Source organism: Synechococcus sp. O70.2 (genome assembly GCF_047462135.1).
GTDB lineage: Bacteria > Cyanobacteriota > Cyanobacteriia > Thermostichales > Thermostichaceae > Thermostichus.
The window spans coordinates 62,549-84,177 of record NZ_JANSIS010000001.1 but is presented as its reverse complement, the minus strand read 5'-3'; the positions used below and the strand labels follow the sequence as shown (position 1 = coordinate 84,177).

The window sequence follows — 21,629 nt, the reverse complement described above, 5'->3', positions numbered from 1 at the left end:
AGTAGTAGGGCACCCTACAATAAAGCAGGGTGTTGGAAAAGAGGTGGCGATGCGGCTCATCGATGAACGGGGGCGTCTGCTGGGGAAGGTCAGCCTTCTGGATCTGGGGGCGCTGGCCATTGTAGTGGCGGCAATTGTGGCTGTCCTGTTTTTCCCCGGGCGGCAGGTGGGCAGCGTCGTCCAGGTGGGGGGTGGCCCCACGCTGCCGGTGGAAGTGGATATGATTGTGCGGGGGGTCAGCAGCCGATCCCTGGAACCTTTTCAAGCAGGTCAGAAGGCTGACTTGATTATCCGCAACCAACCCTACGGCCAGGTGGAGGTGGTGCGGGTGGAAAACGTCAGCCGCACTGTGCCGGTGGTTTTTCCCGATGGACGGGTTGAGAACTTGCCTGACCCAGAGCCCTACCGCTTTGATCTGGTGTTTACCTTGCGGGGACGGGGCCAGCAGACAGAAAATGGCATTGTCCTAGGCAACAACCGCGTCAAAGTCGGCGTTCCCCTGGAGCTCGAGACCTTTAGCTACAACTTGCGTGGAACCGTGATGGATGTGCGGCTGCTGCAATCGTAGAGGATCTCAAGCCCAATGCAGCTACAGGAGATCGCCCAAAAATTGGGATGCCCCTACGAGGGAGATCCCACCCTAGAAATTCACGGCGTGGCTAGCCTAGCAGAGGCGCGCCCAGGAGAGCTGAGTTTTCTCAGTGAAGCCCGCTACCTACCCTTGCTGGAGCAGACCCAAGCCAGCGCCGTCATTGTGGAGGAATCGCTGGTTCTGCCCCGCCCCATTGCTTGCCTGCGAGGGAAGGATCCCCGTCTGCTCTTTGCCCAGGCCATCGAGCTGTTTTACCAGCCCTATCGCTTGCCTGTTGGGATCCATCCCACCGCTGTGATTGATCCCAGCGTTGAGTTGGGGGAGGGCGTGGCCATTGGGCCGCATGTAGTGGTGATGGAAGGGGTGAAAATTGGCGACTACACCCAAATCCACCCCAATGTAACCATCTACCCCCACGTGCGGATTGGATCCCGCTGTCAGCTTTTCGCCAACTGCGTCATTCACGAGCGCACGGAGATTGGGGATGATTGCCTAATCCACAGCGGTGCGGTCATCGGCGACGACGGCTTTGGCCACATTCCTCTTCCCGACGGCTCCTGGCGGCGCATGCTGCAGGCAGGCCGGGTGGTGCTGGAAGACGGCGTAGAGGTGGGCAGCAACACCACTATCGACCGGGCCGCTGTTGGCGAGACCCGCATTGGCCGGGGCACCAAGATTGACAACCTAGTGCAGATTGGCCACGGCGTGAAGACGGGATCCCACTGCTTGATCGTGGCTCAGGTGGGCATTGCCGGCAGCACCCAATTGGGCCACCACGTCATCTTGGCTGGGCAATGCGGCCTGGCCGGGCACCTGCACATTGGCGATGGCGTGCGCGTGGCTGCCCAGACAGGAGTAACCAGCGACGTCCCCGCTGGTCAAACCGTGGCCGGCTACCCCCATCAGCCTATTGCCGAATGGCGCAAGAGCATGGCCGTCCAGCGGCATCTGCCTGAGCTGCAACGTACCTTGCGCAAGCTGGAAGCTCGTGTGGCCAAGCTGGAGCAGAACAGCACGGATAGAGCCCCCAACGCAAAAATGCTCGAAGTGGGCGTGGATCCTGAAACTACATGCTCTAGCTAGAACCTCCTTTGTCAACTTCCCCAGTGGCCTTAGCTACTGACTGGGAGAACTTTTGACCGAAGAGGTTCTATTGAAACGTCATGAAGGATATACCTTCTACTCAAGTAGCAAAGAGTACCTCTATGTGTGTGAACTATGTTTCCCTTGTACAAAACATGGGTAGGGCACAGGATCTGGTCTATTAATCGTCTATCTTCTTCAGAGTGAAACTCTAGGTATATTATCTTAATGTCGACTAGAATTTCGAACAAATCCTTTAATATTTGGGTCTCACTACCTTCAGTATCTATCTTGAGAATATCGATGTTGCAAGCGCCAACACTCTTTAGAAATGAGCCTAGGAATGAGCTTGCCTTTACAAGCTGTACAACTCTTGGAAAGTCACCATGTTGGTTCTTGTGTATCGAACTCCAACAGGCCGTTACAAGACTACTGTAGAAAGTCTTGGTGATATCATCACTGTACAGCCCAAAAGGGTATACAGTGCAGCCGCCTATCTCTAGGCTGTTTAGCTTCAGCAAGTGAAGAGCTACAGGGTCAGGCTCGAAGCAAAGAATAGTAGCATTTGGATAAAGCATTCGAAAGTAGGCGCTTGCGATGCCTATGTTTGCTCCTACATCAACAATTATTGATACGCCATCGACGAAGTTTAAAAAAGGATATGACTGCTTACTAAAGATTTCGTCAGTCGTAAGAGTCGCAAATAGCGCTGCGTCTTCTTCCTCCCTATAAAAATTGAGATGTAGTGCCCAAGAAGATCCATCCGCTCTAGTCGCGCTCAAGAAAAGTCTTTCAATGTTCGCTAACTTTGTTGCGTTCGAGAACACCAATTGATTTTGTTCATCAAGGACAAAAACAAATTTTGAGTAGGGCAGGAGTCGAGAAGTAAGATGGCTGTTGGATCTGGCAATCAGAACATCCCAAGTCGCAGTACCTAAGTGGCTGGACTCTTCCTCCCAGACATGTACTCTGGAAACGACCCTCTCGTCCTTGGGAAGCTCAGACACTGGGAACCCGGCCTCAGCATAGACTTCTAGTCTCGGCAGATCCAGGAGATCTGCCACAACTGCTACTGGGCAGTCTTTGCTAACCAGTACCTTAAGTTGCTCCTCTACACGGTGTAACTCCTGAACAGGTTCGTAGATAGCAAGGCGTGTATTGACAAGATCTCTGTAGGCAGTGCTAATGAAAAATCTGGGATCGGACTTAGCTGCGTAAAAGTTGGGTAGCTCTCCCTTGAAAACCCAATTCATCAGATCGGCTATCCGATGCTTGGGATGCCAGTCCACAAGAAACTTTTCATAAGCTCTTTTAGCTATCTCTAGAGCCAGCCCTGGATTTTCTAGGTAAAACTTGATTTTCTCAACTAGCTCCAGCTCAGAACTATAGACGTCGCAGTATAAGCCGGGGCTCAGATACTCATCAAAGCCGGATGCAAAGGAGAGCTTGTCTGTCAGCAAAAAGCCACCCGCAGAAATCACTTCCAGGTTCCTAAGGTTCAGATCCCCATTCATGCTGCAGTTAAACGAAATCAGCGATTCGGCAAATAGGCGGGCTGCCTCTTGACGGTTGGCAGTTTTGGCAAGAATGGGCAAGTGTGCCCTCTTTATGGCTTCGACCAGACGGGAACGTCTGGGATGCCCGGATCCCTGATGGCCAATAAAGACAACTTGGCTTTCTCTTGCTTCTACCCACTTGTGGACAACCGTATGCATGGAGATGAGAGGTAGCCAGGCCAGGTTTTCCGCGCCCGCCGCGGCAAACCAGTGCAGGTGCTGGCGGTTGTGAGCAGTAACAACATAATCAAAGGCTTCAACGGCCCAGTAGGCCAAAAGATGTTGGATGGGGAAGTGGCAATGATGCGTGGTTCCGGCTAGTAAGACGGTTGGACAGCCAAATTTTTTCGTGTTGAGGGGGTAGCTGTATTCGCAGCTGGAAGCTCGTACAATCACCAAGTCAAACTCTTTATCCACAATCTGATCAGACTGCTGGACAAAGTCATAGAGGTCATAATCTCCTTCCGGACACTCCACCAAGCCTTCACGACGGTTGACATAGCCTAGTCCATAGCCCCCCACTTTTTCTTTGGGACAGACAGTTACTTGCCGATCTGAAAACTGCGGCGGTGGGACGTAGTCTGGCGGAATTGGCCAGCTCAGGAGAACTCGCGGTTGCAGAGTCTCTTTGTTGGAATTTTCCATGGCTCGTCCTTCTAATCAGTGCTGCTGACAAAGTGTAGCTTCTGCCCAGGCTACAAAGAGGGCTAGTTTTGCACTATCCTGCCCTACGTGCATCCATAATGACAAAGTCAGGAGCCAAGTGCTGATTATACCTACACACCTACCAAGTTAGACGGTGCATTCGCGGAAAGCTGGCAGCGCAAGTGCCAAATGGACTCACTCATCTGCGTTACCCAAGCCTGGTCGCAGCAGCGCCCCAGCTGCTTTGCTGGCAACAATGAGATGGAGGAAGGTTTCCAGACATTGAGGCCGCGTGGGTTTGCTGGGCCACTGCTTCTGGGGAATTGGTGCCCACCGAGGCCGAACTGGAGCGGCAAAGGGCTGAGCAGGCCGAACAACGGGCAGGGCGCCTGGCCCGGAAGCTACAAGAGCTAGGGGTAGATCCAGACGCCCTGTAGACAGCCAAGTAACTCAAGACAACAGATGGATCCCTAGGAGGCCAACAGCAACACAGGTAGCTTTTGAATAGCAGGCCGTAATCCCTTGGGAAAGCGCTCCCGCTTCAAGGGATAGCGATAGTTGAGTTGGGGAATAAGTCTCTCCCATTGATAGGGGTTCAAGCCAGCTACCACTGAACAGAACGGCTCTCTACTGAGCTCTAACCCCTCTTCCATGAGCCTGAGAGCTATGTTGCCTGCAGCTAGCTCCAGAGTTTGATTGGCCAGTTGCGGATCCGGATCCCCTAGGAAGATCAGAGCATAGTCTTCTGGCTGAGGACTGCGCAGAATTGGCTCCAGCAAGCCCTCCAGTTCTTGGATAAGCTGCTCTGTCTCCATTTCCCAGTAGGGGAAAAGGCCCACGTTGATCTTGCTCAGGCGGATCCTTTCTGATTTAGAGATTTCTGTTAGGCCATCTCTAACCACTAGCCAGTTCTCAGAAGGACTCAGCCAAACTCCTGTGTAATCGACACTATGGAGCTGAAAAAAGGCTCTGATTTCCTGCTCGAAGTCATGAACAGCTTTGCAACATCCTTGCCAGTGTCCGTAATCATCGATTTGGATGAATCCTTGGGAATGAACCTGATCATAGAAATGATGAAAAATATCCATCGTTGATTGATACCAGTCAGCATCTGCATGCAGCAGAGCAATCTCACCCACTTGCTCTCGATAGGCAGGCAAGGTGTCGGAAAAGAGCCCTGGCACGGGGACAATGAGATCCCAAACTCCCAGTTCCTTGGCGATCACCTCTAAGTTCTCCGAAATGGGTGCCGCTAAAGCACCGGATCCAAAACCCGTATCGTTGGAAGCAACTCCTCGATAATCTCGATCCACCTCTGTTGGATCAGGCATACCTGAGAAGGTATCGAAAGCATATAGCTTGCGAGGTCGACGGCTGTAGTTCTTAATCACCCAGGCCAGCAAAGCTGAGCTTCCACCCCTGCAAACACCACATTCTACAAAGTTCCCAGGAATGTCTTCTTCACAAACCTGCTTAGCCAGTGAATAAAGGCTCCAAAGACGCTCAAAGCCCAGCAAGGTAAAAGATTTAACTTTCTCTAGCACCCTAGACAACTCAAGGTTACAGACCGGATAGTCCTTGAGGTGCTCTGGCAATGTCCAATTCACAGCAGGGTCTGGAATATGCTCAACGGGCTTGACATTGCCTCGCCAGGCCACTCCCATAATTTGCATGGTCTGGTAAATCATCGTGTTCCAGCCCCTGTCTCTCAAGTAATTCAAACCTTCAGCCACATCCGGCGAGGCTAGATCATGAAACAGAATCAAGACATCCTCAGCAGCATAGCGCTCTGCCACTTGAGCATCCTGCAAGGGGGCTGGTGAGGTGTGGTCTCCATCGATAAAAATCAGAGACCAGCGGCGATTCTCTGTCTTGGCGATCTCCTCTACCTTTGCTGGGCTATAGCCAGGGTAGAGATTGACATTAGAGCGAACTCCAGCCGAGCGAAGAGATTGATCCACACTTCCATAAATCTGGGGATCGGCCAGAGCAGGATCTACCACATCGAGAATAACTCCTCCTGCCGCCAGGTGCGCAGTTGACCAACCTAGCCAACAGCCGATCTCTAGGGCGTTTTTTCCTTGTAGCTTAAGGGCAGTATTGTACAGAATATGAGCCTCGTCCCGACTAACAAAGCCGATGGTAGGTTGACGTAGATCCGTATGCCAAAGGTGAGGAACTTCTTTCCGTAGATAAGGCCAGGGGTGAGAGCTTGGCTCGGCCGCAATCATTGAAGGAAAGCTATGGTCAAGATGTATTCTAATCTGGTTAGGCGATACGTAGTCGTATCTCTTGACCGGAGTGGAGATGATGCCTGAATACCGCAAGCTAGCTTCAATCTTAAAACCTTCAGTTGTAAGCGCAATATGAGTTGGTCTCACCTTAACGTCGGCTGTAAGATGTATAATTCCTACTGGATTGTGAGGTGGAAAAGGATGCACCCAAATCTTCCTTTGCAAATCCCATTGGGGCATCTCATAATGGGCTAGCCAGTTGCAATTTAATGGCAAAAGTTCAACTCTATCCAGACCTATATCTCTATAAATAGCCACGTTTAGAGCAAACTGGTCTGTCCACAAATCAAGGCACCTAGAAATAGCTTGACCTAATCTTTTGCCCCATATTGACCAATGAATAGACTGTCTGGCACCAGAAAACACACCAGCATTTAGCAGAGGCTCTATATCTAAACGATCAAATTCCGTGTGGTAGAAGTAAAGGTGGTAGTGCCAAGATATCCAAGTTTGCATCCAGGGTCTATTCTTATGTTTAGCTACTAACTCTGGAACTATTGAGAAGCTCTTTCTTTTTGCTCCTAAGACAAGAAGATCAATCGCAGACCAGTCTTGCACCCAAGCATCTGCATCAATCCAAATGTAAACTTCATAACCTGGGAAATATTCAGGCAAAAAAGGTCTAGAGACCAGCGCTTTGAGGTACCTAGGTTGTTTATCGACATCAGGAACGTTGTAATTCCAATCTGGCTCTACGATATAGTCAACGTACTGACCTATCCATTGCAACTGCTCTGGCGTACACCCTACATCAAAAAATCCAATATCTACAGAGTCGCCCTGTGGCTTTTCTCGAATAGAGAGAATAGTCCCCTGAACCAATTCAAAAAACTTGCTGTCAGCAGCCGTAACGATAATGGTTGAGTTCATAACCTTAAGTCTCCTCTCCAAGGCTTGAATTGTTGTCGACAAAGCAAGCCCTGCTTAGATAGCAAAGGACTCCTCTTTGGCCTGCTACAACTTCTCCCTGCCAGAGGAGATGGGTAGGGTCCAACATCTGATCAATCTGTTTGCGGTCTTGTTCTGAGCAAAACTCCACATAGATGACCTTGATATCTTCAAGCTGCTCTTGCAAGCTGGTCAACACCTCCACCTCATCCCCACCCGTAGCTACCCTGAGCACATCGATGGACTCCAAACCCAACTCCTTGAGGGCTGCCCTGGCTTCCCGGAAAGGGAGCAGCTGCTCCACTCCCCACTCGGCCTGAGGATCCTCCGGCCAGAGCTGACAAGTTCTGCAGCTATTCTGCCCCGCTAGCCCCACCGGATGCACAAAGCAGTTGCCCAAGCTGAGAATATTCTGCCGCAGCAGGTGTAGAGCTAGGGGATCCACCTCGAAACAGTGAATAGCCGCCTCAGGGTGAAGAGTTCTGAAACAAGCGCTGGCCACGCCCACCCCCGCTCTCACATCCACGACAACCCTGACATCAGAAAGAACAGAAACAGCAGACTGATAGACTCGACTAAGTCTGGCCACCGTTCCTTCGTACTCGACGCCTTCGTACCCCCACAGCCAAGCTGACGGAACGGAGCTGCGGCCTTGGACTAAGTCAATGAGAAAAGTTTCTGTTATGTTTCCCGCATTGGCAAAGAGGAGCTGGGTGTCTTCTCCCAGGATGAAAGCAAAGCTGGTTCTCAAAGGCCGCCCCAGCCGCTGCAAGTCCTCAGCTGTGCACACCACCGCATCAAAACTAGGCCAACTGGCTGGCTCCCCCCTCACCTCGTGAATTCGCTCGGGCACTCCCTTCTGCTGCAGCAGACCACAGGGATCCCCAAACCCCTCTTCCACATACAGCTCCAGCCGCGGCAGGTCCAGCAAGTCCGCGGCTATCACCCCAGGACAACCTCGGCCAACAAATACCCTCAGTCGCTCCTGCACGCGATGCAGCTCTTGAATGGGCTCGTAGATTCCTAGTCGTGTGTCTATCCAGGCAGAGCTGGCCGTGCTGACAAAGTAGCGCACATCAGAGCGGGGCGAGTAACGAAAGGGCTCCGGCAGCTCTCCCCCAAACACCCAGTCCAGCAGGTTCTGAATGCGGTGGCGGGGATGCCACTTTTCATCAAAGGTGTGGTAAGCGCGGCGGGCAATTTGAATGGCTTCTTGGGGATGGTCTAGGTAGTAGCGAACTTTTTCCAGGAGTTCAGCTTCGGAGTTGTAGGTGTCGCAGTAGGTGCCGGGCGCCAAAAGTTCGTCCAATCCTGAGGCGAAGGAGAGCTGGTCAGTAAGCAGAAAGCCCCCTGCAGAAATCACTTCCAGGTTCCTTAAGTTCAGATCCCCATTTTGGCTGCAGTTAAAGGAAATCAGAGAATGGGCAAACCATTTGGCTGCCTCTTGGCGATTGGCTGTTTTGATGAGGATGGGCAAATCTGCATTCTTTATGGCTTGAACCAGCTGGGAGCGCCTAGGATGGCGGGATCCTTTCTGTCCAATGAAGACAACTTGATTTTCTCGAGTTTCCACCCACTCGTGGCTGACAGTGTGCAAGGAGATGAGAGGCAACCAGGCCAGGTTTTCCACACCCGCTGCAGCAAACCAGTGCAAATGCTGGCGGTTGTAGGCAGTAGCTACATAGTCGAAGCCTTCGGTGATCCAGTAGGTCAACAGATGGTTGATGGGGAATTTCCAGTGGTGGGTGTCTCCAGCCAGTAAAACAGTTGGACAGCCAAACTTTTTGGTATTAAGAGGATTGCTGGAGTCGAAGCTCGAAGTCCAAACAACAACTAGGTCAAACCCCTTGTCTGGAATCTGCTTAGATTGCTGCACAAAGTCAAACAGGTCATAATCTTCCCCTGGACACTCCACTAGGCTTTCGAGGGGATCGACGAAGCCCAGCCCAAAGCCTTTTGCTCTAGGGCAAAGAGTAACTTGTCGCTGGGAGAGCAAGGGGGGGCGGATGTAGTCTGGTGGAGCTGGCCAGCTGAGAAGAATACGTGGGGCTGCAGCTTTGATATCCTCAATCTCCCAACCTCCCACTTGGGCATTCAGCCCTGCCAGCTTCTATGGAAGCTTATCAGCTCTAGGCTATAAAGCCAACTTCACGCCCTGGGGCTCTGGCAAAACCCTCGTCCAGCTTTCCTTTGCTGGACTCTAGGCAGAGCTTAGCCCCCAATCGCCTCAGCTTGGTTCTAGAAGCTAGGTCAACTGGTGAGGGATCCCTTTACTCTAGAAGGCAACAAGCCAAGCATAGGTTAGTCATGAGCAACCCTGCAGTTGACCTGCCCAATCATCCAGTTTATCTACCCGAGTTGCCCCCCACCCAAGACGAGCTTCCCTACGACGACGGCGAGCCCATGGAAAGCTGGCGGCACAAGTGCCAGACGGATTTGCTCATCTCCGTTACCCAAACCTGGCTGCAGCCGCGTTCTGATGGTTTTGTTGGCGGCAACATGTTTCTTTACTACAGCTTGGAGCAAGCCCGCAGCCGCAGTTTCAGAGGGCCCGATTATTTCGTGGTGCTGGGAGTACCCAAGGGCGAGCGCAAAAGCTGGGTGATTTGGGAGCAAGGGAAGGGCCCAGACGTGGTGATTGAGCTTCTTTCCCCCAGCACTGCCCACGATGACAAAACCAGCAAAAAGCAGCTTTACGAACAGATTATCCGAGTGCCGGAGTACTTTTGGTTTGATCCCTTCGAGCCAGAGGATTGGGCTGGCTTTCGGCTGATAGGCAGCCACTATGTGCCAATTGAGCCGGATACGGAGGGGCGCTTGAAGAGCGAGGTTTTGGGGCTGTACTTGGTGAAATGGCAGGGCAGCTTCCGAGACATTCAGACCAAGTGGATTCGATGGGCTACAGAAGCAGGAGAGTTGGTGCCCACTGAGGCTGAGCAAGAACACCAAGGGGCTGAGCTGGCTGAACGGCGAGCGGATCTCCTGGCCCAGCAGCTGCGGGAACTGGGCGTGGATCCGGGTACACTAGACTAGAGGAAGGGTCTAAGGACTAAGGATTCCCTCACCATGTTCTGCCAAGACCTCGCGCAGGATCTTGTCTCAGAACTGGAGCAAGCCCGAAGCCTCACCCAGCTATTGGATTGGGCCTTAGCTCGTCTTCCTGCTCAACAAATCTTCTGTCAGATTGGCTGGGAAGAGTCCGCAGCTATTTTGCAGGTAATGCTTCGCTATACTGAAAAACTAGCAGTAATCCTGTGGGATCCTCTGCAGAACTCATTCCAAAAGCTGACCAGCACAGAAGATATCCAAACCCAAATTTCTCAGTTGGGATTAGAAGAACGGGTTCTACTCCTAGAAGGCCCCATCCCTGCCCTTTTGGCAGATCTCGGTCAATGTTTCCCAGAGACCCAGATTGGCGTTTGTTTCTGGACTGAACTCACGGACTACCGTACCTGTCTGCTTCAGTCTTTGCTACTGCGGGATTACTTGGCCGACTCAGCCCTGTACTTGGTCAACCATTGCCACTACGGAGCCATAGCCCAAGCCAGCCTAGATTTGATGGGGGTGGATCCCAGCTTTCACCTGCAAAAGATTTTTCACAATCTGGGTCAAGGTATCTATCTCCTAAGCTGGGATCCCCAGCGCAAAGGCTTAAGCGAACGAGACCTGGCTTACATCCAAGCAACTGCCCCTGGATTATTGCTATCTACCAGTCCACTGTTCCTCACCTTTGCTCAGCCGGATCCACCGGAGCCAGCGCGGTTTTATCCCTGCAGGTACGTTAAGCTAGATAACTTCCTACCTGCTGAAGTCAACCAAGCAATTCTAGAGCATGCCATCGCTCACCAAGATAAGTTTATCCCCTCCAGAAGCTATAGCCAAAACAACACCGAAGCTGAGTCACTGAAGTTTCGGCGATCCTTACGTCTGGATTATGCTTATTTTCAAGAGTATGGATCCCTGCTGAGAGAAAAAATTGCGGCAGTGGCTCCCGATATCTTTGTTAAGCTTGGTATTGAAGATTGTGATACTCAAATCTTTGAAATGGAGATGGTTGCTAGCCATGATGGTTGCTACTTTACCATGCATGCTGATAACTCCTACCCGCAAACCGCTTTTCGACAAGTGAGTTGTGTATATTACTTTCACAGAGAACCAAAGCCCTACCGAGGAGGTGAGCTGCGTATCTATGACACGCAGAGGCAGAAGCCACACCCACCAATCCTGTACGGAACCTATGACGAGGTGATCCCGACCAACAACAGCATCGTCTTTTTCTCCAGCAGCTGTCTGCATGAGATCCTGCCAGTGTTCAGCCCTAGCCAAGCCTTTGCCGATAGCCGCTTCACTATCAACACATGGCTAGGATCCGAGCAATACACCTAAAGGCTTGCAGCTCCACTATGGCCAGAGTTTGTATTGTAACCACTGTTCGAGATCCAGGCCTATGCCTAGAGTCATTTATTCGCTATCACCTTGCTATTGGGATCGACCATATTTACGTCTTCTTTGACGATCCAGAGGATCCCGCTGTACAGATAGCGCTTAAGTTTTCCAATGTAACAGCTATTCCCAACGACGAAGCTCTACAAGTTCAACAAGCGTTATGGAATGTTCTCTATCCCACATGTGAGCCCCACATCGGCTATGAAGTTATGGCTCGCCAGATCCTTAACGTAGAAACTGCTATACAGCTTGCTCTAGAGCAGGAAATGGACTGGATTCTTCATATTGATGGAGATGAGCTTTTTTATCCTGGCCAGATGTCAGCTTCAGATTATTTTGATCAATTAAGCAGTAACATATCCCAAGTTAGGTTTCTAAACTACGAGGCAGCTCCCGAAGTATTTGACATCGGCGATTACTTTCACGAGGTCACGTTATTTAAGAAGAATCCTGCTACCTTGAATCCTGAATTCTACACTCAGTTTCGAAGTATCTCTGGTAAGAGCCAATACTTTCTAGCTTACCAAAATGGAAAATCGGCAGCTCGGCTCCATCCTGATCTTTTGCCCAATGGCGTACACGGCTTTGATGTTCCTGAAAATTATACCTTGGTAACATCTTTACCCTGCGTTTTGCACTACTTGAACTGCGGATTTCAGAACTACTACAAGAAATACGCCCAACTAGGAAACTTTCCTGATTACTGGTGGGGCTCAAAATCTACACCTATCTGCTTCCCTTTTCACTTGGCCTCACGGGATGCCTACTGCTCAGGAGATATGGCTTCCATGGCAGCCCTCTATCAAGAGTTCGTACTTTATGACAATCCTGCAATCAACCAGAACCTCATCGAAAAGGGTATTCTTACTCGCATCTCCTACCCATCACAGTTACTGTCCTCGCTCTAGTTCACTGGTTTAGCCTAGAGCCCTTGCCTACTCTTGAGGGAGACTGGAGCAACTGAAATAAAAAAGCTCCCCACAGGGAGCCACGGGGTACATAAAGTAGAGATAAAAACTAGTCAAAGACGTTGCAGCTCTTACCAACAAAGGTAGACACAGTAGCCACAGCTGTCTCCTGCGCCCCCAGCCCAATGGTGCATTGAATTTTGCTGCCAGAAGCGGTGATGTATGGAGCACCCTTGGATGTTGTGTCCCAGCGTATTCCCTGAGGCGAAACAGAAGAAATATTGGTGGCCACTGGTAGCGTGTAGTTGGGAGCGCTCCACGGGTCATTCATGTATTTATCCCCCTTGGCACCGCAGTAGGTTGTGGGGCAGCCGTACTTAATCGTAGTGTAGTCACTAGGATACTGGGAGAAGTCCAGCCGATAGACTTCAGAAGCACGACCTACCGCAGTAAGAGCTGCCTGGGCTTCAGCCGTGCGGGAGCGGCGCACTTGGTTTAAGAACTGCGGGATCGCCACCGCCGACAAAATGCCGACGATCACAATTACCACCAGCAGTTCGATCAGGGTGAAGCCCTCGGCTTTGGAGAGAATTTGCTGAGCCAGCTTGGCCCGGAACAGAGACTGACGAGACTTCGCACTCATGGTACTCGATCCTTTGACAACCTAGAGAGTTAACCGTGCAGGTTACCTGCCGCTATTAACTTACCCCGCTGGCGGGCAGTTCATAACAGTCCCCTCCCACGGAGTGCAATTGCGGATCTCTGCTAGGGGCAGCCCAAAAACCGGTGGTCTAGCTGAGCTGGCTGCAGAGGGGCAAACTAGGACTAGTGATCTCCTTCCCACCCATGAACCCTACACTGCAAGCCCAGATCCTGGAAGCTAGGCAACTGCTTCAGCAGGCTCCCAATGCCTTTGCAGAGTGGCTGGTGGCTTTCTACCGAGAGCAAGACGCAAAGGGTTGGCGGGAGTTTTTGCGGGGCTTCTGTGACCTCCCCTCATCTTCATTGGCTGATGAGTCGGCTTCTCCCTCTGAGCCAGAGGCAATCACCCTATCGGCGCTGGAGCAGGCCTTGGTTGCCAACCGGCTGAACCTTGCCTACCAGCTCTACACACCTTTGGTAGAAGCAGGAATCCTGCCGGCGGAGAAGGTGGTAGAGGTGTTGCTATCCTTGGCAGAAAGCCTGGAAAAAAGCTCCACTGAAGATTCGCAGCAACAACGTTTCCAGGTTTGCCTGAAGCTGCGCGAGCTGGCTTTTGAGCTGGATCCATTCCGGCGGGATAACACCCAGGTTTTGCTGATGCGGGCTCTGCAAGCTCAAGACGAGCTGGCCGTGGGCTTTTACGGGCAGGCTTTGGCGGAGCAATTGGCCAGTTTGGGAGAGGAGCAGACCCTAGACATTACCCAGGAGCCCCTCCTGACTCAACTTCTCACTCGGCTATGGGATGACGGCTACCTGGATTTGTTTTTTGAGGTGGCCGCAGCTTTACAAGCTCGTCTTTTGGAGGACCAGAAATCCGGCTTTGCTGCTCTCCTAGCTCAGCTAGCTCAGGCAGCAGATCCCAAGCAAGCCGAACGCTATCAAGGTTTGTGGACAATAGAGGATCTGATCGGCGACTTCTTTCAAAAAGCAGCTCGTGCCCTCTTCCAGCACTCCACCAGCGATGGCTATTCGATTCTGGGAGAAGCTCTCATCACGGCGGCCGAGAGCTCACAGGTGCAAGAGAACTTTACTCTTCGCCTATCTCTTCTGTCAGAATCCATGGAGAAATTGATCCATGCTGCACAGCTGGAACGGGTAAACTTTGTTATCCAGAAAATTATAGACTTAATTTTATCGAGGGAAGCCGACTTAGGATCACTAAGAATTAACGATGAAAATCTACTCGAGAGTCTAACGATTGCTAAAGTCATTCTGTTTCGAGTTTGCTTTTGTTGGAGTTATCTAAATGACGATCGCTCTCTGATTCGTCATTACCAACAAATTGGTGGTAGAATCTTTAACGACTGCCTAAGCTTAATGGCTTCTCAGCGAGACTTTCTTTGGTCGGAATATTGGCAGAAGAATCAGCGAGACTACTGCGGATCTGGCAGAACTAAGCGAAAGCTGAGGGTAGGCTTTCTGGGTAACTGCTTTCAGCGACATTCGGTTGGCTTTCTCAGTGAGGCTACTCTCAGGAACCTATCTCGCAATCTTCTGGACGTTGTCTACTACTACTACCAGGGGTGGAAAAATGAAGATATGGCCAGTCATGACAACATGTACCAAAAATTTCGCTCTCACGAAAATCTCTATTTTCGCTTTTTTCCAGGAGAAACCAAGCCGCCTCAAGTAGCTGCCCAAGCTCGTGAGGATCGCATTGACATCATGGTTTTTATGGATTCCATTACCAGCTACGACGCCAATATCGTAGCGGCCTTGCGGGCAGCTCCTATCCAAATTGGCTGGCTTGGCGGAGATGCTGTCGGTTTGCCGGAATTTGACTACTTCTTTGCCGATCCCTATATCCTTCCTGAGGAGGCCCAAGCTGACTACCATGAAAGAATTATTCGCTTGCCCAGCTACTGTGCTGTTGATCATCTGGACGTCTTTGCTGCCAACGAGGTAGACTTTAAGGCTAGTCTGAGAATAGAGTCGAAAAATGTTGTTTTCCTAACCGCAGCTAGTGCTTACAAACGTACTCCCAAATGTATCGACGCTCACCTGCAAATCTTAAAGGCCGTTCCCAACGGAGTTTTGATTGTCAAAGGATCAGGAGAAATTGCTACGGTTATTAGACGCTACCAGGAAAGAGCCAAAGAGCTGGGCGTTCTCGATCGCGTCCGATTTCTTGCTCAAGCCAGCAGTGTGGAAGAGCATCGTGGCCAACTAGCCTTAGTGGATCTCGTTCTGGATACCTTCCCCTACACAGGTGCAACCCACACCATGGAAGCTCTCTATATGGGCGTGCCAGTCCTTACCCTAGTGGGCAGGCATTACTATGGCCGAATGAGTTACAGCCTGCTGAAAAATGTTGGCCTCGAGGATTGCATCACCTGGTCGGTGGAGGAGTTTATTGAGCGTGGGATCCAGCTAGGCAATAATCCAGAACGCTTGGCTAAAGCTAAGCAAACTATTCGAGATTCATATCACAGGTCAATAGTATGGGATCCAAAGCGGTTGGCTAAAGCCATGGAGAGAGTTTTCTTCGAGCTAGCTTATGAGCATCAACTTATTCAATCTATTCCTCCTCTAGAAGATTGCCAAGCTGAGCCCAAGCCCGCTGAGTCTATTCGTCTTCATATTGGAGGTAAGCAGCCTCATCCAGACTGGAAGATTCTAGATAGTCAGGTAGGAGACCATGTGGATTATGTTGGAAGCGCCATTGATCTTAGTCAATTTGAAGATAACTCTATAGAAGCCATCTACGCTCCCTATATTCTGCAGCGCTTTAACTACACACGTGAACTACCTACTGCTCTCAAAGAGTGGCACCGGGTTTTGCGCTTTGGGGGCCAGTTGATGATCAGTGTCCCAGATATGCCTACTCTCTGCCTTCTTTATCTGAAGGATGAAGTTTCTTTAGAGCAGAGGTTTCGCATTATGCGTATGATGTTTGGTGACCAAGTAGATGAGCAAAACTACCATAAAGTTGGCTTCTCGTGGGAATACTTATTTGCTTTACTTGCTCAGGTAGGTTTCAGGGTTATTCGAAAGGTGGACAGATTTGGGCTGTTCAATGATTGCAGCGATATGGTCTTTCTCGGGGAACCAGTTAGCCTAAATGTAGTTGCAACTAAGTAGGGGTGCAACTTCAGCAACCGGAATACGGTGTATTGAGCTGCTTGTCGATCTAAAAGCTTACTCAGGAGTTAGATTTGCAGTTTAACCCAAAGAGCGCAGGGACTCCATTAGCTGCTTGGGTGTCATCTGCTCGTAGGGTTCGAAGGGCTGGTGAATCCAAGGGTTATCGGGCAAATAGTCCACATAGTAATCCGGTTGATAGATGGAGGCTGCTTTGTACCAGAGTACACCGGTGCGGATTTCCTCGATGTAAAAGCCGTAGTGGTGCTTGAGCCAGTGGACAGAGCGCTTCAGGGTCATGCCGGAATCGACTAAGTCGTCCACCAACAACACGTGGCTGCCCAGGTTGGCGGTGGTCATGGCCAAATCCCGCGAGAAAATTAGCTGCCCTCGCTGGCGATTGCCAGGGCCGGAGTAGGAGGAAGCAGCAAGAATTGCTAGAGGGAGATCGAATAGGCGGGCCAGAGTGTCGCCAATGCGCAGCCCGCCCTTGGCGATGCAGACAATTTGGTTAAACTCCCAGCCGCTTTCGTAAATCTTGACGGCCAGCTCTTCGATTTTGCGGTGGTAGTCGGCCCAGGTGATGGAAATCTCGTGCAAGGGATCCCTCTCCAGCTCTAACTATCTATATCGCATCTAGCCAGCCTGGAGATGGCAATCTAAGACTTTAGTTCAGAGGGATCACCTTTACCCAGTGGGAATAGGCGGGATCCCGGTTTTCCATGATGGCTGTGAGCTTCTGCCGCAGTTGCTCGGTAATGGGGCGGGACGACGGCAGGACGTACTGCTCGATCTGGCGGATGGGTGTGATCTTGGCGGCGGTGCCAGTGAGGAAGGCCTCGTCAGCGATGAACAGCTCTGACTTATCGACAGGGCGTTCTTGGGTGGGGATCCCTAGGTCGCGGGCCAAGGTGAGGACGCTGTCGCGGGTGATCCCTTCTAGGATGTCCTGGTCGAAGCTGGGGGTAATCAGCACGCCGTTGCGCACGATGAAGATGTTCATGCCCGAGGCTTCGCTCACTTTGCCCTGGGAGCTGATTAAGATAGCTTCGTCGAAGCCAGACTGTACTGCCTCGGTCTTGGCCAGGGAGGAGGTAATGTAGGCGCCAGTGATCTTGCCCCGCAGCGGTAGGCTGCGATCCTCCTGGCGGGCCCATGAGCTGATGCGGCAACTTACCCCTTCCGGCGAGAGGTAGTCTCCCAATTCCAACCCGTACACGAAGAAGTCTTTCTCGATGTTGTGCAGCCGCGGTGAGATGCCCAGGTCGGAGGTATACACCAAGGGGCGGATGTAGAAAGAGGTGGAAGGGCGGTTTTTCCGGATCAGCTCCACAATGACCTGCTCGATCTTCTCCGCAGGCAAATCGAAGCAGAGTAGGCGAGCACTCTGGCTTAGCCGTCGGCAGTGGCGATCCAGGCGAAACACCAGCACTTGATCCGGATTTTGCGGATCGGGGATCCCGCGCAGGCCGCCAAACGCTGCCGTCCCGTAGTGCAGAGCATGGGTGGCAATGGAGATCTTCGCCTCGGCAAAGGGAACGATCTGGCCCTGAAAGTAGGCGTAGGGCAGAAAATCGGGCATGGTCGGCACCTACTGCAGCAGGAAAAGGGGTAGGAATATTATCGCCGATTGACGCAGCAGCGGGAGTCCGCCGTTCTCTAGCCCACCTGACGGGCGCCAGAGAATCAAGGGCCGGAGGCGCTCTAAGCTAGAATGCTGTCTATCCGTCTTGCTGCTCCCCTAATGGACGACCCTCCTTTAGGCTCGGCACCTAGCTCTAAGCTTGCGTGGGGAGAGGCGTCTCTCAGTCTCCTCTGGATTATTGCCCTTCTCCTCATCAACGCTTTCTTTGTGGCGGTGGAGTTTTCCTTGGTGTCGGCGCGGCGCTCCCGCATGGTGCAGTTGGCCGGTGAGGGGAACCGCCAGGCGGCAATGGTCCAAAAAGCCCAGGAGCAGTTGGAGTATGCCCTCTCCACCGCCCAATTGGGCATCACCCTAGCCAGCGTCCTGTTGGGCTGGATCGGGGCTACCCAAGTGGCGCCGACGCTGTTCTTGGCTCTGAGGCAACTGCCCTGGTTGCAGGGTATGGATCCCGCTCTTGTGCAAGGTGGGTCGGGGGTAGCGGTATTTTCGCTTCTCACCTATTTGCAGATCGTGTTGGGGGAGCTGATCCCCAAGACTCTGGCCATTCTCTACTCGGAGCCAATTGCCCTAAAGCTGGCCTGGCTCAACCGACTGGTAAGCCGCTTTTTACATCCTTTTGTGGAGCTCCTGCGGTTTTCCTCCCGCTGCGTGCTGCGCCTTTTGGGCGTCCGCGTTCCGGAGGCTACTTCTTTTTACAGCACGATGACGGTGGAGGAGCTACAACTGCTGATTGCCTCGTCGGTGGAGTCGGGCAACATCGAGGCGGAGGAGCGGGAGCTGTTGAGCAACATCTTTGAGTTTGGCGAGAAAGTGGCCAGCGAGGCGATGATCCCGCGCACCAGCATCGACGCCGTGCCCGAAACCGCCACAGTCCAGGAGGTGCTGGCGGAGGTGGCCGAATCAGGGCATTCCCGCTACCCGGTCTACGGCGAGTCTTTGGACGACATCCGGGGGCTGATTCACGTCAAGGAGCTCATTGGCGAGCTGGCCAAGGGATCCTTGGATTTGCACAGCCCCATTGCTCCCTTCATTCGGGAGGTTCACTTTGAGCCGGAAAACAAGCTGATCGCAGAGCTCTTGCCGGAGATGCAACGGCACCACTGGCCGATGGTGGTGCTAGTGGATGAGTTTGGCGGCACAGCGGGCCTGATTACCATTCAGGACTTGGTGGAGGAGATCGTCGGCAAGCTCTCCGATGGGCCGGATCCCAAAAGGAAGGAGCCGGACATCGAGGAGCTGGACGAAAACACTCTCCTTATCCAGGCCCAGTTGGACATCGAAGAGGTCAACGAGCGCTGCCACCTTAACCTCCCCTTGCATGAGGATTACCAAACGCTGGGAGGCTTTTTGATTTACCAGATGCAGAAGATCCCGCGCGTAGGGGAAAGGTTTACCTACCAAGGCCTCGAGTTCCAGGTGGTGCGCATGGAGGGGCCGCGGGTGGATCGGGTGAAGGTTGTCCGCCATCGCCGCAACTCTCCCAGCCCCCTGCCAGCACTCCCCCCTGCCCAGACGGCGAAGCCTGGCAGTTGAGGAGCTAGGTTTTGACGACTTTGAGGGTCTGCAGCCGCACGTCTTCGGGGCCGTTGATGAAGCCGCCCGCCTCGTGCACCAGCAGCAGATAGTCCACTGCCTCTTGGGTTACCTCTTCGCCAGGCACCAAAATGGGGATTCCAGGCGGGTAGGGGGAAATGATTTCGGCACAGATGCGGCCCACAGCTTCTTGAAAAGGGATCCGCTCGATGGGGGCAAAAAAGGCCTGCCGCGGCGAGAGCCGTTGGGGCGGGAGGGGGGGGCGTTTCAATTCGGCCAGGCGCCGCAGTTTCTCGGCCATTGCCAGGGAAGGCGGGGATCCCTGGGCATACTTCGACAAAGCCGCAAAGCTCTCCACCAGCCGGTCGATATCCCGCTGGGTGTTGCCGAGGCTAACAATAAAGACCACGTTGTGCAGGGTGGACATCTCCGGCTGCACGTGGAAGTGCTCGTTGACCCAGTCGTGGGCGTCGAAGCCAAAGAGGCCCAGCCCCGACACCGTCACGGTCAAGCGGGTGCGATCCAAATCGAAAAAGCCGGGAGTGGAGCCAATGCGTTCCGGGCCAAAACAGAAGATCCCGGAAATACGGTTGAGGCGGGCGCGGGCCTGATCCGCCAAAGCCAGGGCTTGGCCCAGGAGAACTTCCCCTTCCAGGGCCATCTGCCGCCGCGCCACGTCCAGCGACATCATGAGCACGTAGTTAGGGCTGGTGGACTGCAGCAGTTGCAGGATGTTGCGGACTCGGTTGGGATCGACTCGGGATCCCTTGAGGTGCAGCATCGACGCCTGGGTCATGCCGGAGATGACTTTATGGGTGGACTGCACCACCAGGTCAGCCCCGGCTTCCAAGGCGGAGAGGGGCAGTTCTGGGTGAAAGCCAAAGTGGGGCCCGTGGGCTTCGTCCACTAGCAGAGGCAGGTTGTGGGCATGGGCAATGGCTGCCAGCGCTTCTAAGTCGCAGCAAACCCCGTAGTAGGTGGGGCTGACCACCAACACGCCCTTGGCGTCGGGGTGCTGGGCCAGCGCTTGCTCCAGGCTGGCAGGGGTGATGCCGTGGGCAATGCTCAGCTCCAAGTCAAAATCTGGCTCAATGTAGACGGGCACGGCCCCAGAGAGGATCACGCCGGCGATGGCCGACTTGTGACAGTTGCGCGGTAGTAGGATCTTGTCCCCTGGGTCGCACACCGCCATCACCAGGGTTTCTACGCCACAGGTGGAACCGTTGACCAAAAACCAACTGCGATCGGCGCCGTAGGCCGCTGCAGCCAGCTCCTGGGCCTCTCGGATCACGCCATCGGGATCGTGGAGGTTGTCCACCTCCGGCAGCTCCGTCAGATCCGCCCGGAAGACGTTCTCTCCCAGAAAGGCTCGCAGATCGGCAGCGATCCCACGTCCCTGTTTGTGGCCTGGCGTGTGAAAAGGAGCCTTATCCAAGCTGCAATAGTGGCGGATGGCCTCAAATAGAGGTGCTCGCTCCTGGGCTTTGCGATCCAGCGAGCGCAAGCAACGAGAGGTTTTGGACAGATTGGACAGAACCACAGACCACTCCTCAACACACCAGGTGGGCATTTTGTGATTATCCATCCCAATGGAGGCTAAGTCCACCGCTGGCGCTTTTCCTGCTAGCCTGGGTTTTCAGGTGGCCTTTCTTCCTCTCCTGTATGTTTGAAAAACTGCCCTTCCCCCTGAGCACTCTCGTGTTGCTGGCCGGGGCTGCCGCCACGGCTTGGGGCTTTGCCCACTACAACGATCCCACCCTCAATCTCATCGGCCTGTTTGCCGGGATCCCCTTGCTGTTGGGAGGGATAACCATGAAGGTAGTGGAACTCAAGCCGGTACCTGCCCTGGCCGCCCCTTCTCTCGAGGTGATCCAAGCCCGCGCCCAGCAGGCCACGGAAGTTCAAAAGCAAGTCCGCGCCGATATCACCAAATATAGCTACGGGGCTAATGCCCACCTAGAAGATGCCCTGGAGCTTCTGGGTCTGCGCGGCCCCCTAGAAGCAGATCTGCCCAAGGTGAGAGGGTACAGAGAAGAGCTGCGAGATGGCCGGTATACCTTGGTGCTTCTGTTCGATTCTCCCAAGGTTCCCTTCCAACAATGGCAGGAAAGCTACCAGAAAAAAATGCAAGGCTTCTTTGGCCGAGATGTGGAGGTGCAACTGGGGCAGCCCCAAGAAAATCAGGTGGAATTGGCGCTTGTTGCCCGAGGTGGATCCCAGGCCACTTGAAGAAGCCATTAGCTGCTGAATGCAACT

At 52.9% G+C, this 21,629-nt stretch carries 15 protein-coding genes; 8 read left to right on the top strand and 7 right to left on the bottom strand.

From position 1 onward, the window contains the following. Positions 1-49: 49 nt before the first annotated feature. On the top strand, positions 50-568 hold the full coding sequence (locus tag NW812_RS00355; RefSeq protein WP_414393058.1) for a DUF4330 domain-containing protein: 519 nt from the start codon (positions 50-52) through the stop codon (positions 566-568). Positions 569-583: 15 nt separating this feature from the next. Further along, a complete protein-coding gene (lpxD, locus tag NW812_RS00350) occupies positions 584-1,675 on the top strand; it encodes a UDP-3-O-(3-hydroxymyristoyl)glucosamine N-acyltransferase (RefSeq protein ID WP_414393057.1) in 1,092 nt (363 codons plus the stop codon). Between the two features lie 29 nt (positions 1,676-1,704). Here the strand turns inward: lpxD and NW812_RS00345 are convergent, their stop codons facing one another. From NW812_RS00345 to NW812_RS00335, 3 genes are all read right to left on the bottom strand, one after another. Then, complete coding sequence (locus NW812_RS00345; RefSeq protein WP_414393055.1) at positions 1,705-3,876, bottom strand: FkbM family methyltransferase; 2,172 nt, start codon at positions 3,874-3,876, stop codon at positions 1,705-1,707. A gap of 470 nt (positions 3,877-4,346) precedes the next feature. Further along, entirely contained in the window at positions 4,347-7,082 is a 2,736-nt protein-coding gene (locus NW812_RS00340) for a class I SAM-dependent methyltransferase (protein WP_414393053.1), read from the bottom strand. Then, positions 7,045-9,144, bottom strand: coding sequence for a glycosyltransferase (locus NW812_RS00335; RefSeq protein WP_414393052.1), 2,100 nt, complete (start codon positions 9,142-9,144; stop codon positions 7,045-7,047). Before NW812_RS00335 ends, NW812_RS00340 begins: the two co-directional genes overlap by 38 nt. Before the next feature lie 221 nt (positions 9,145-9,365). Between NW812_RS00335 and NW812_RS00330 the strand changes: the two genes are divergently transcribed. The 3 genes from NW812_RS00330 to NW812_RS00320 all read left to right on the top strand — a co-directional run bounded on the left by NW812_RS00330 (position 9,366) and on the right by NW812_RS00320 (position 12,412). After that, positions 9,366-10,091 carry a Uma2 family endonuclease gene (locus tag NW812_RS00330; RefSeq protein ID WP_414393050.1) on the top strand — a complete coding sequence of 242 codons (726 nt, stop codon included), beginning with the start codon at positions 9,366-9,368 and terminating at the stop codon, positions 10,089-10,091. A gap of 186 nt (positions 10,092-10,277) precedes the next feature. Further along, a complete protein-coding gene (locus NW812_RS00325; protein ID WP_414393048.1) occupies positions 10,278-11,444 on the top strand; it encodes a 2OG-Fe(II) oxygenase in 1,167 nt (388 codons plus the stop codon). 17 nt (positions 11,445-11,461) lie between these two features. Then, a complete protein-coding gene (locus NW812_RS00320) occupies positions 11,462-12,412 on the top strand; it encodes a glycosyltransferase family 2 protein (protein ID WP_414393046.1) in 951 nt (316 codons plus the stop codon). A gap of 109 nt (positions 12,413-12,521) precedes the next feature. Here NW812_RS00320 and NW812_RS00315 read toward each other — a convergent pair whose 3' ends face one another. Continuing rightward, positions 12,522-13,055, bottom strand: a complete 534-nt coding sequence (locus NW812_RS00315; RefSeq protein ID WP_414393044.1) for a type IV pilin protein — start codon at positions 13,053-13,055, stop codon at positions 12,522-12,524. A gap of 203 nt (positions 13,056-13,258) precedes the next feature. On the opposite strand from NW812_RS00315, the gene NW812_RS00310 reads away from it, so the two are divergent. Continuing rightward, on the top strand, positions 13,259-16,195 hold the full coding sequence (locus NW812_RS00310; protein ID WP_414393042.1) for a methyltransferase domain-containing protein: 2,937 nt from the start codon (positions 13,259-13,261) through the stop codon (positions 16,193-16,195). Between the two features lie 81 nt (positions 16,196-16,276). Here the strand turns inward: NW812_RS00310 and NW812_RS00305 are convergent, their stop codons facing one another. Both NW812_RS00305 and NW812_RS00300 read right to left on the bottom strand, forming a co-directional pair. Next, positions 16,277-16,795 carry a phosphoribosyltransferase gene (locus NW812_RS00305; RefSeq protein WP_414393041.1) on the bottom strand — a complete coding sequence of 173 codons (519 nt, stop codon included), beginning with the start codon at positions 16,793-16,795 and terminating at the stop codon, positions 16,277-16,279. A 67-nt stretch (positions 16,796-16,862) separates the two neighbouring features. Beyond that, positions 16,863-17,777 (bottom strand): branched-chain amino acid transaminase, encoded by a 915-nt coding sequence (locus NW812_RS00300; protein ID WP_414393039.1) that lies wholly within the window; start codon positions 17,775-17,777, stop codon positions 16,863-16,865. A 132-nt stretch (positions 17,778-17,909) separates the two neighbouring features. On the opposite strand from NW812_RS00300, the gene NW812_RS00295 reads away from it, so the two are divergent. Continuing rightward, positions 17,910-19,373: a hemolysin family protein gene (locus NW812_RS00295; protein ID WP_414393038.1), complete on the top strand. Its 1,464-nt coding sequence runs from the start codon at positions 17,910-17,912 to the stop codon at positions 19,371-19,373. Positions 19,374-19,377: 4 nt separating this feature from the next. On the opposite strand, the gene NW812_RS00290 is transcribed toward NW812_RS00295, so the two are convergent. Continuing rightward, positions 19,378-20,913, bottom strand: a complete 1,536-nt coding sequence (locus NW812_RS00290; protein WP_414393036.1) for an aminotransferase class I/II-fold pyridoxal phosphate-dependent enzyme — start codon at positions 20,911-20,913, stop codon at positions 19,378-19,380. A 122-nt stretch (positions 20,914-21,035) separates the two neighbouring features. Here NW812_RS00290 and NW812_RS00285 point away from each other — a divergent pair, with 122 nt between their 5' ends. Continuing rightward, complete coding sequence (locus NW812_RS00285; protein ID WP_414393034.1) at positions 21,036-21,602, top strand: DUF2854 domain-containing protein; 567 nt, start codon at positions 21,036-21,038, stop codon at positions 21,600-21,602. Positions 21,603-21,629: the final 27 nt, after the last annotated feature.

Coding starts and splice junctions, on each gene's coding strand:
- NW812_RS00355 (WP_414393058.1), top strand. CDS start 50: ATGCGGCTCATCGATGAACGGGGGCGTCTGCTGGGGAAGGTCAGCCTT.
- lpxD (WP_414393057.1), top strand. CDS start 584: ATGCAGCTACAGGAGATCGCCCAAAAATTGGGATGCCCCTACGAGGGA.
- NW812_RS00345 (WP_414393055.1), bottom strand. CDS start 3,876: ATGGAAAATTCCAACAAAGAGACTCTGCAACCGCGAGTTCTCCTGAGC.
- NW812_RS00330 (WP_414393050.1), top strand. CDS start 9,366: ATGAGCAACCCTGCAGTTGACCTGCCCAATCATCCAGTTTATCTACCC.
- NW812_RS00325 (WP_414393048.1), top strand. CDS start 10,278: ATGCTTCGCTATACTGAAAAACTAGCAGTAATCCTGTGGGATCCTCTG.
- NW812_RS00320 (WP_414393046.1), top strand. CDS start 11,462: ATGGCCAGAGTTTGTATTGTAACCACTGTTCGAGATCCAGGCCTATGC.
- NW812_RS00315 (WP_414393044.1), bottom strand. CDS start 13,055: ATGAGTGCGAAGTCTCGTCAGTCTCTGTTCCGGGCCAAGCTGGCTCAG.
- NW812_RS00310 (WP_414393042.1), top strand. CDS start 13,259: ATGAACCCTACACTGCAAGCCCAGATCCTGGAAGCTAGGCAACTGCTT.
- NW812_RS00300 (WP_414393039.1), bottom strand. CDS start 17,777: ATGCCCGATTTTCTGCCCTACGCCTACTTTCAGGGCCAGATCGTTCCC.
- NW812_RS00295 (WP_414393038.1), top strand. CDS start 17,910: ATGCTGTCTATCCGTCTTGCTGCTCCCCTAATGGACGACCCTCCTTTA.
- NW812_RS00285 (WP_414393034.1), top strand. CDS start 21,036: ATGTTTGAAAAACTGCCCTTCCCCCTGAGCACTCTCGTGTTGCTGGCC.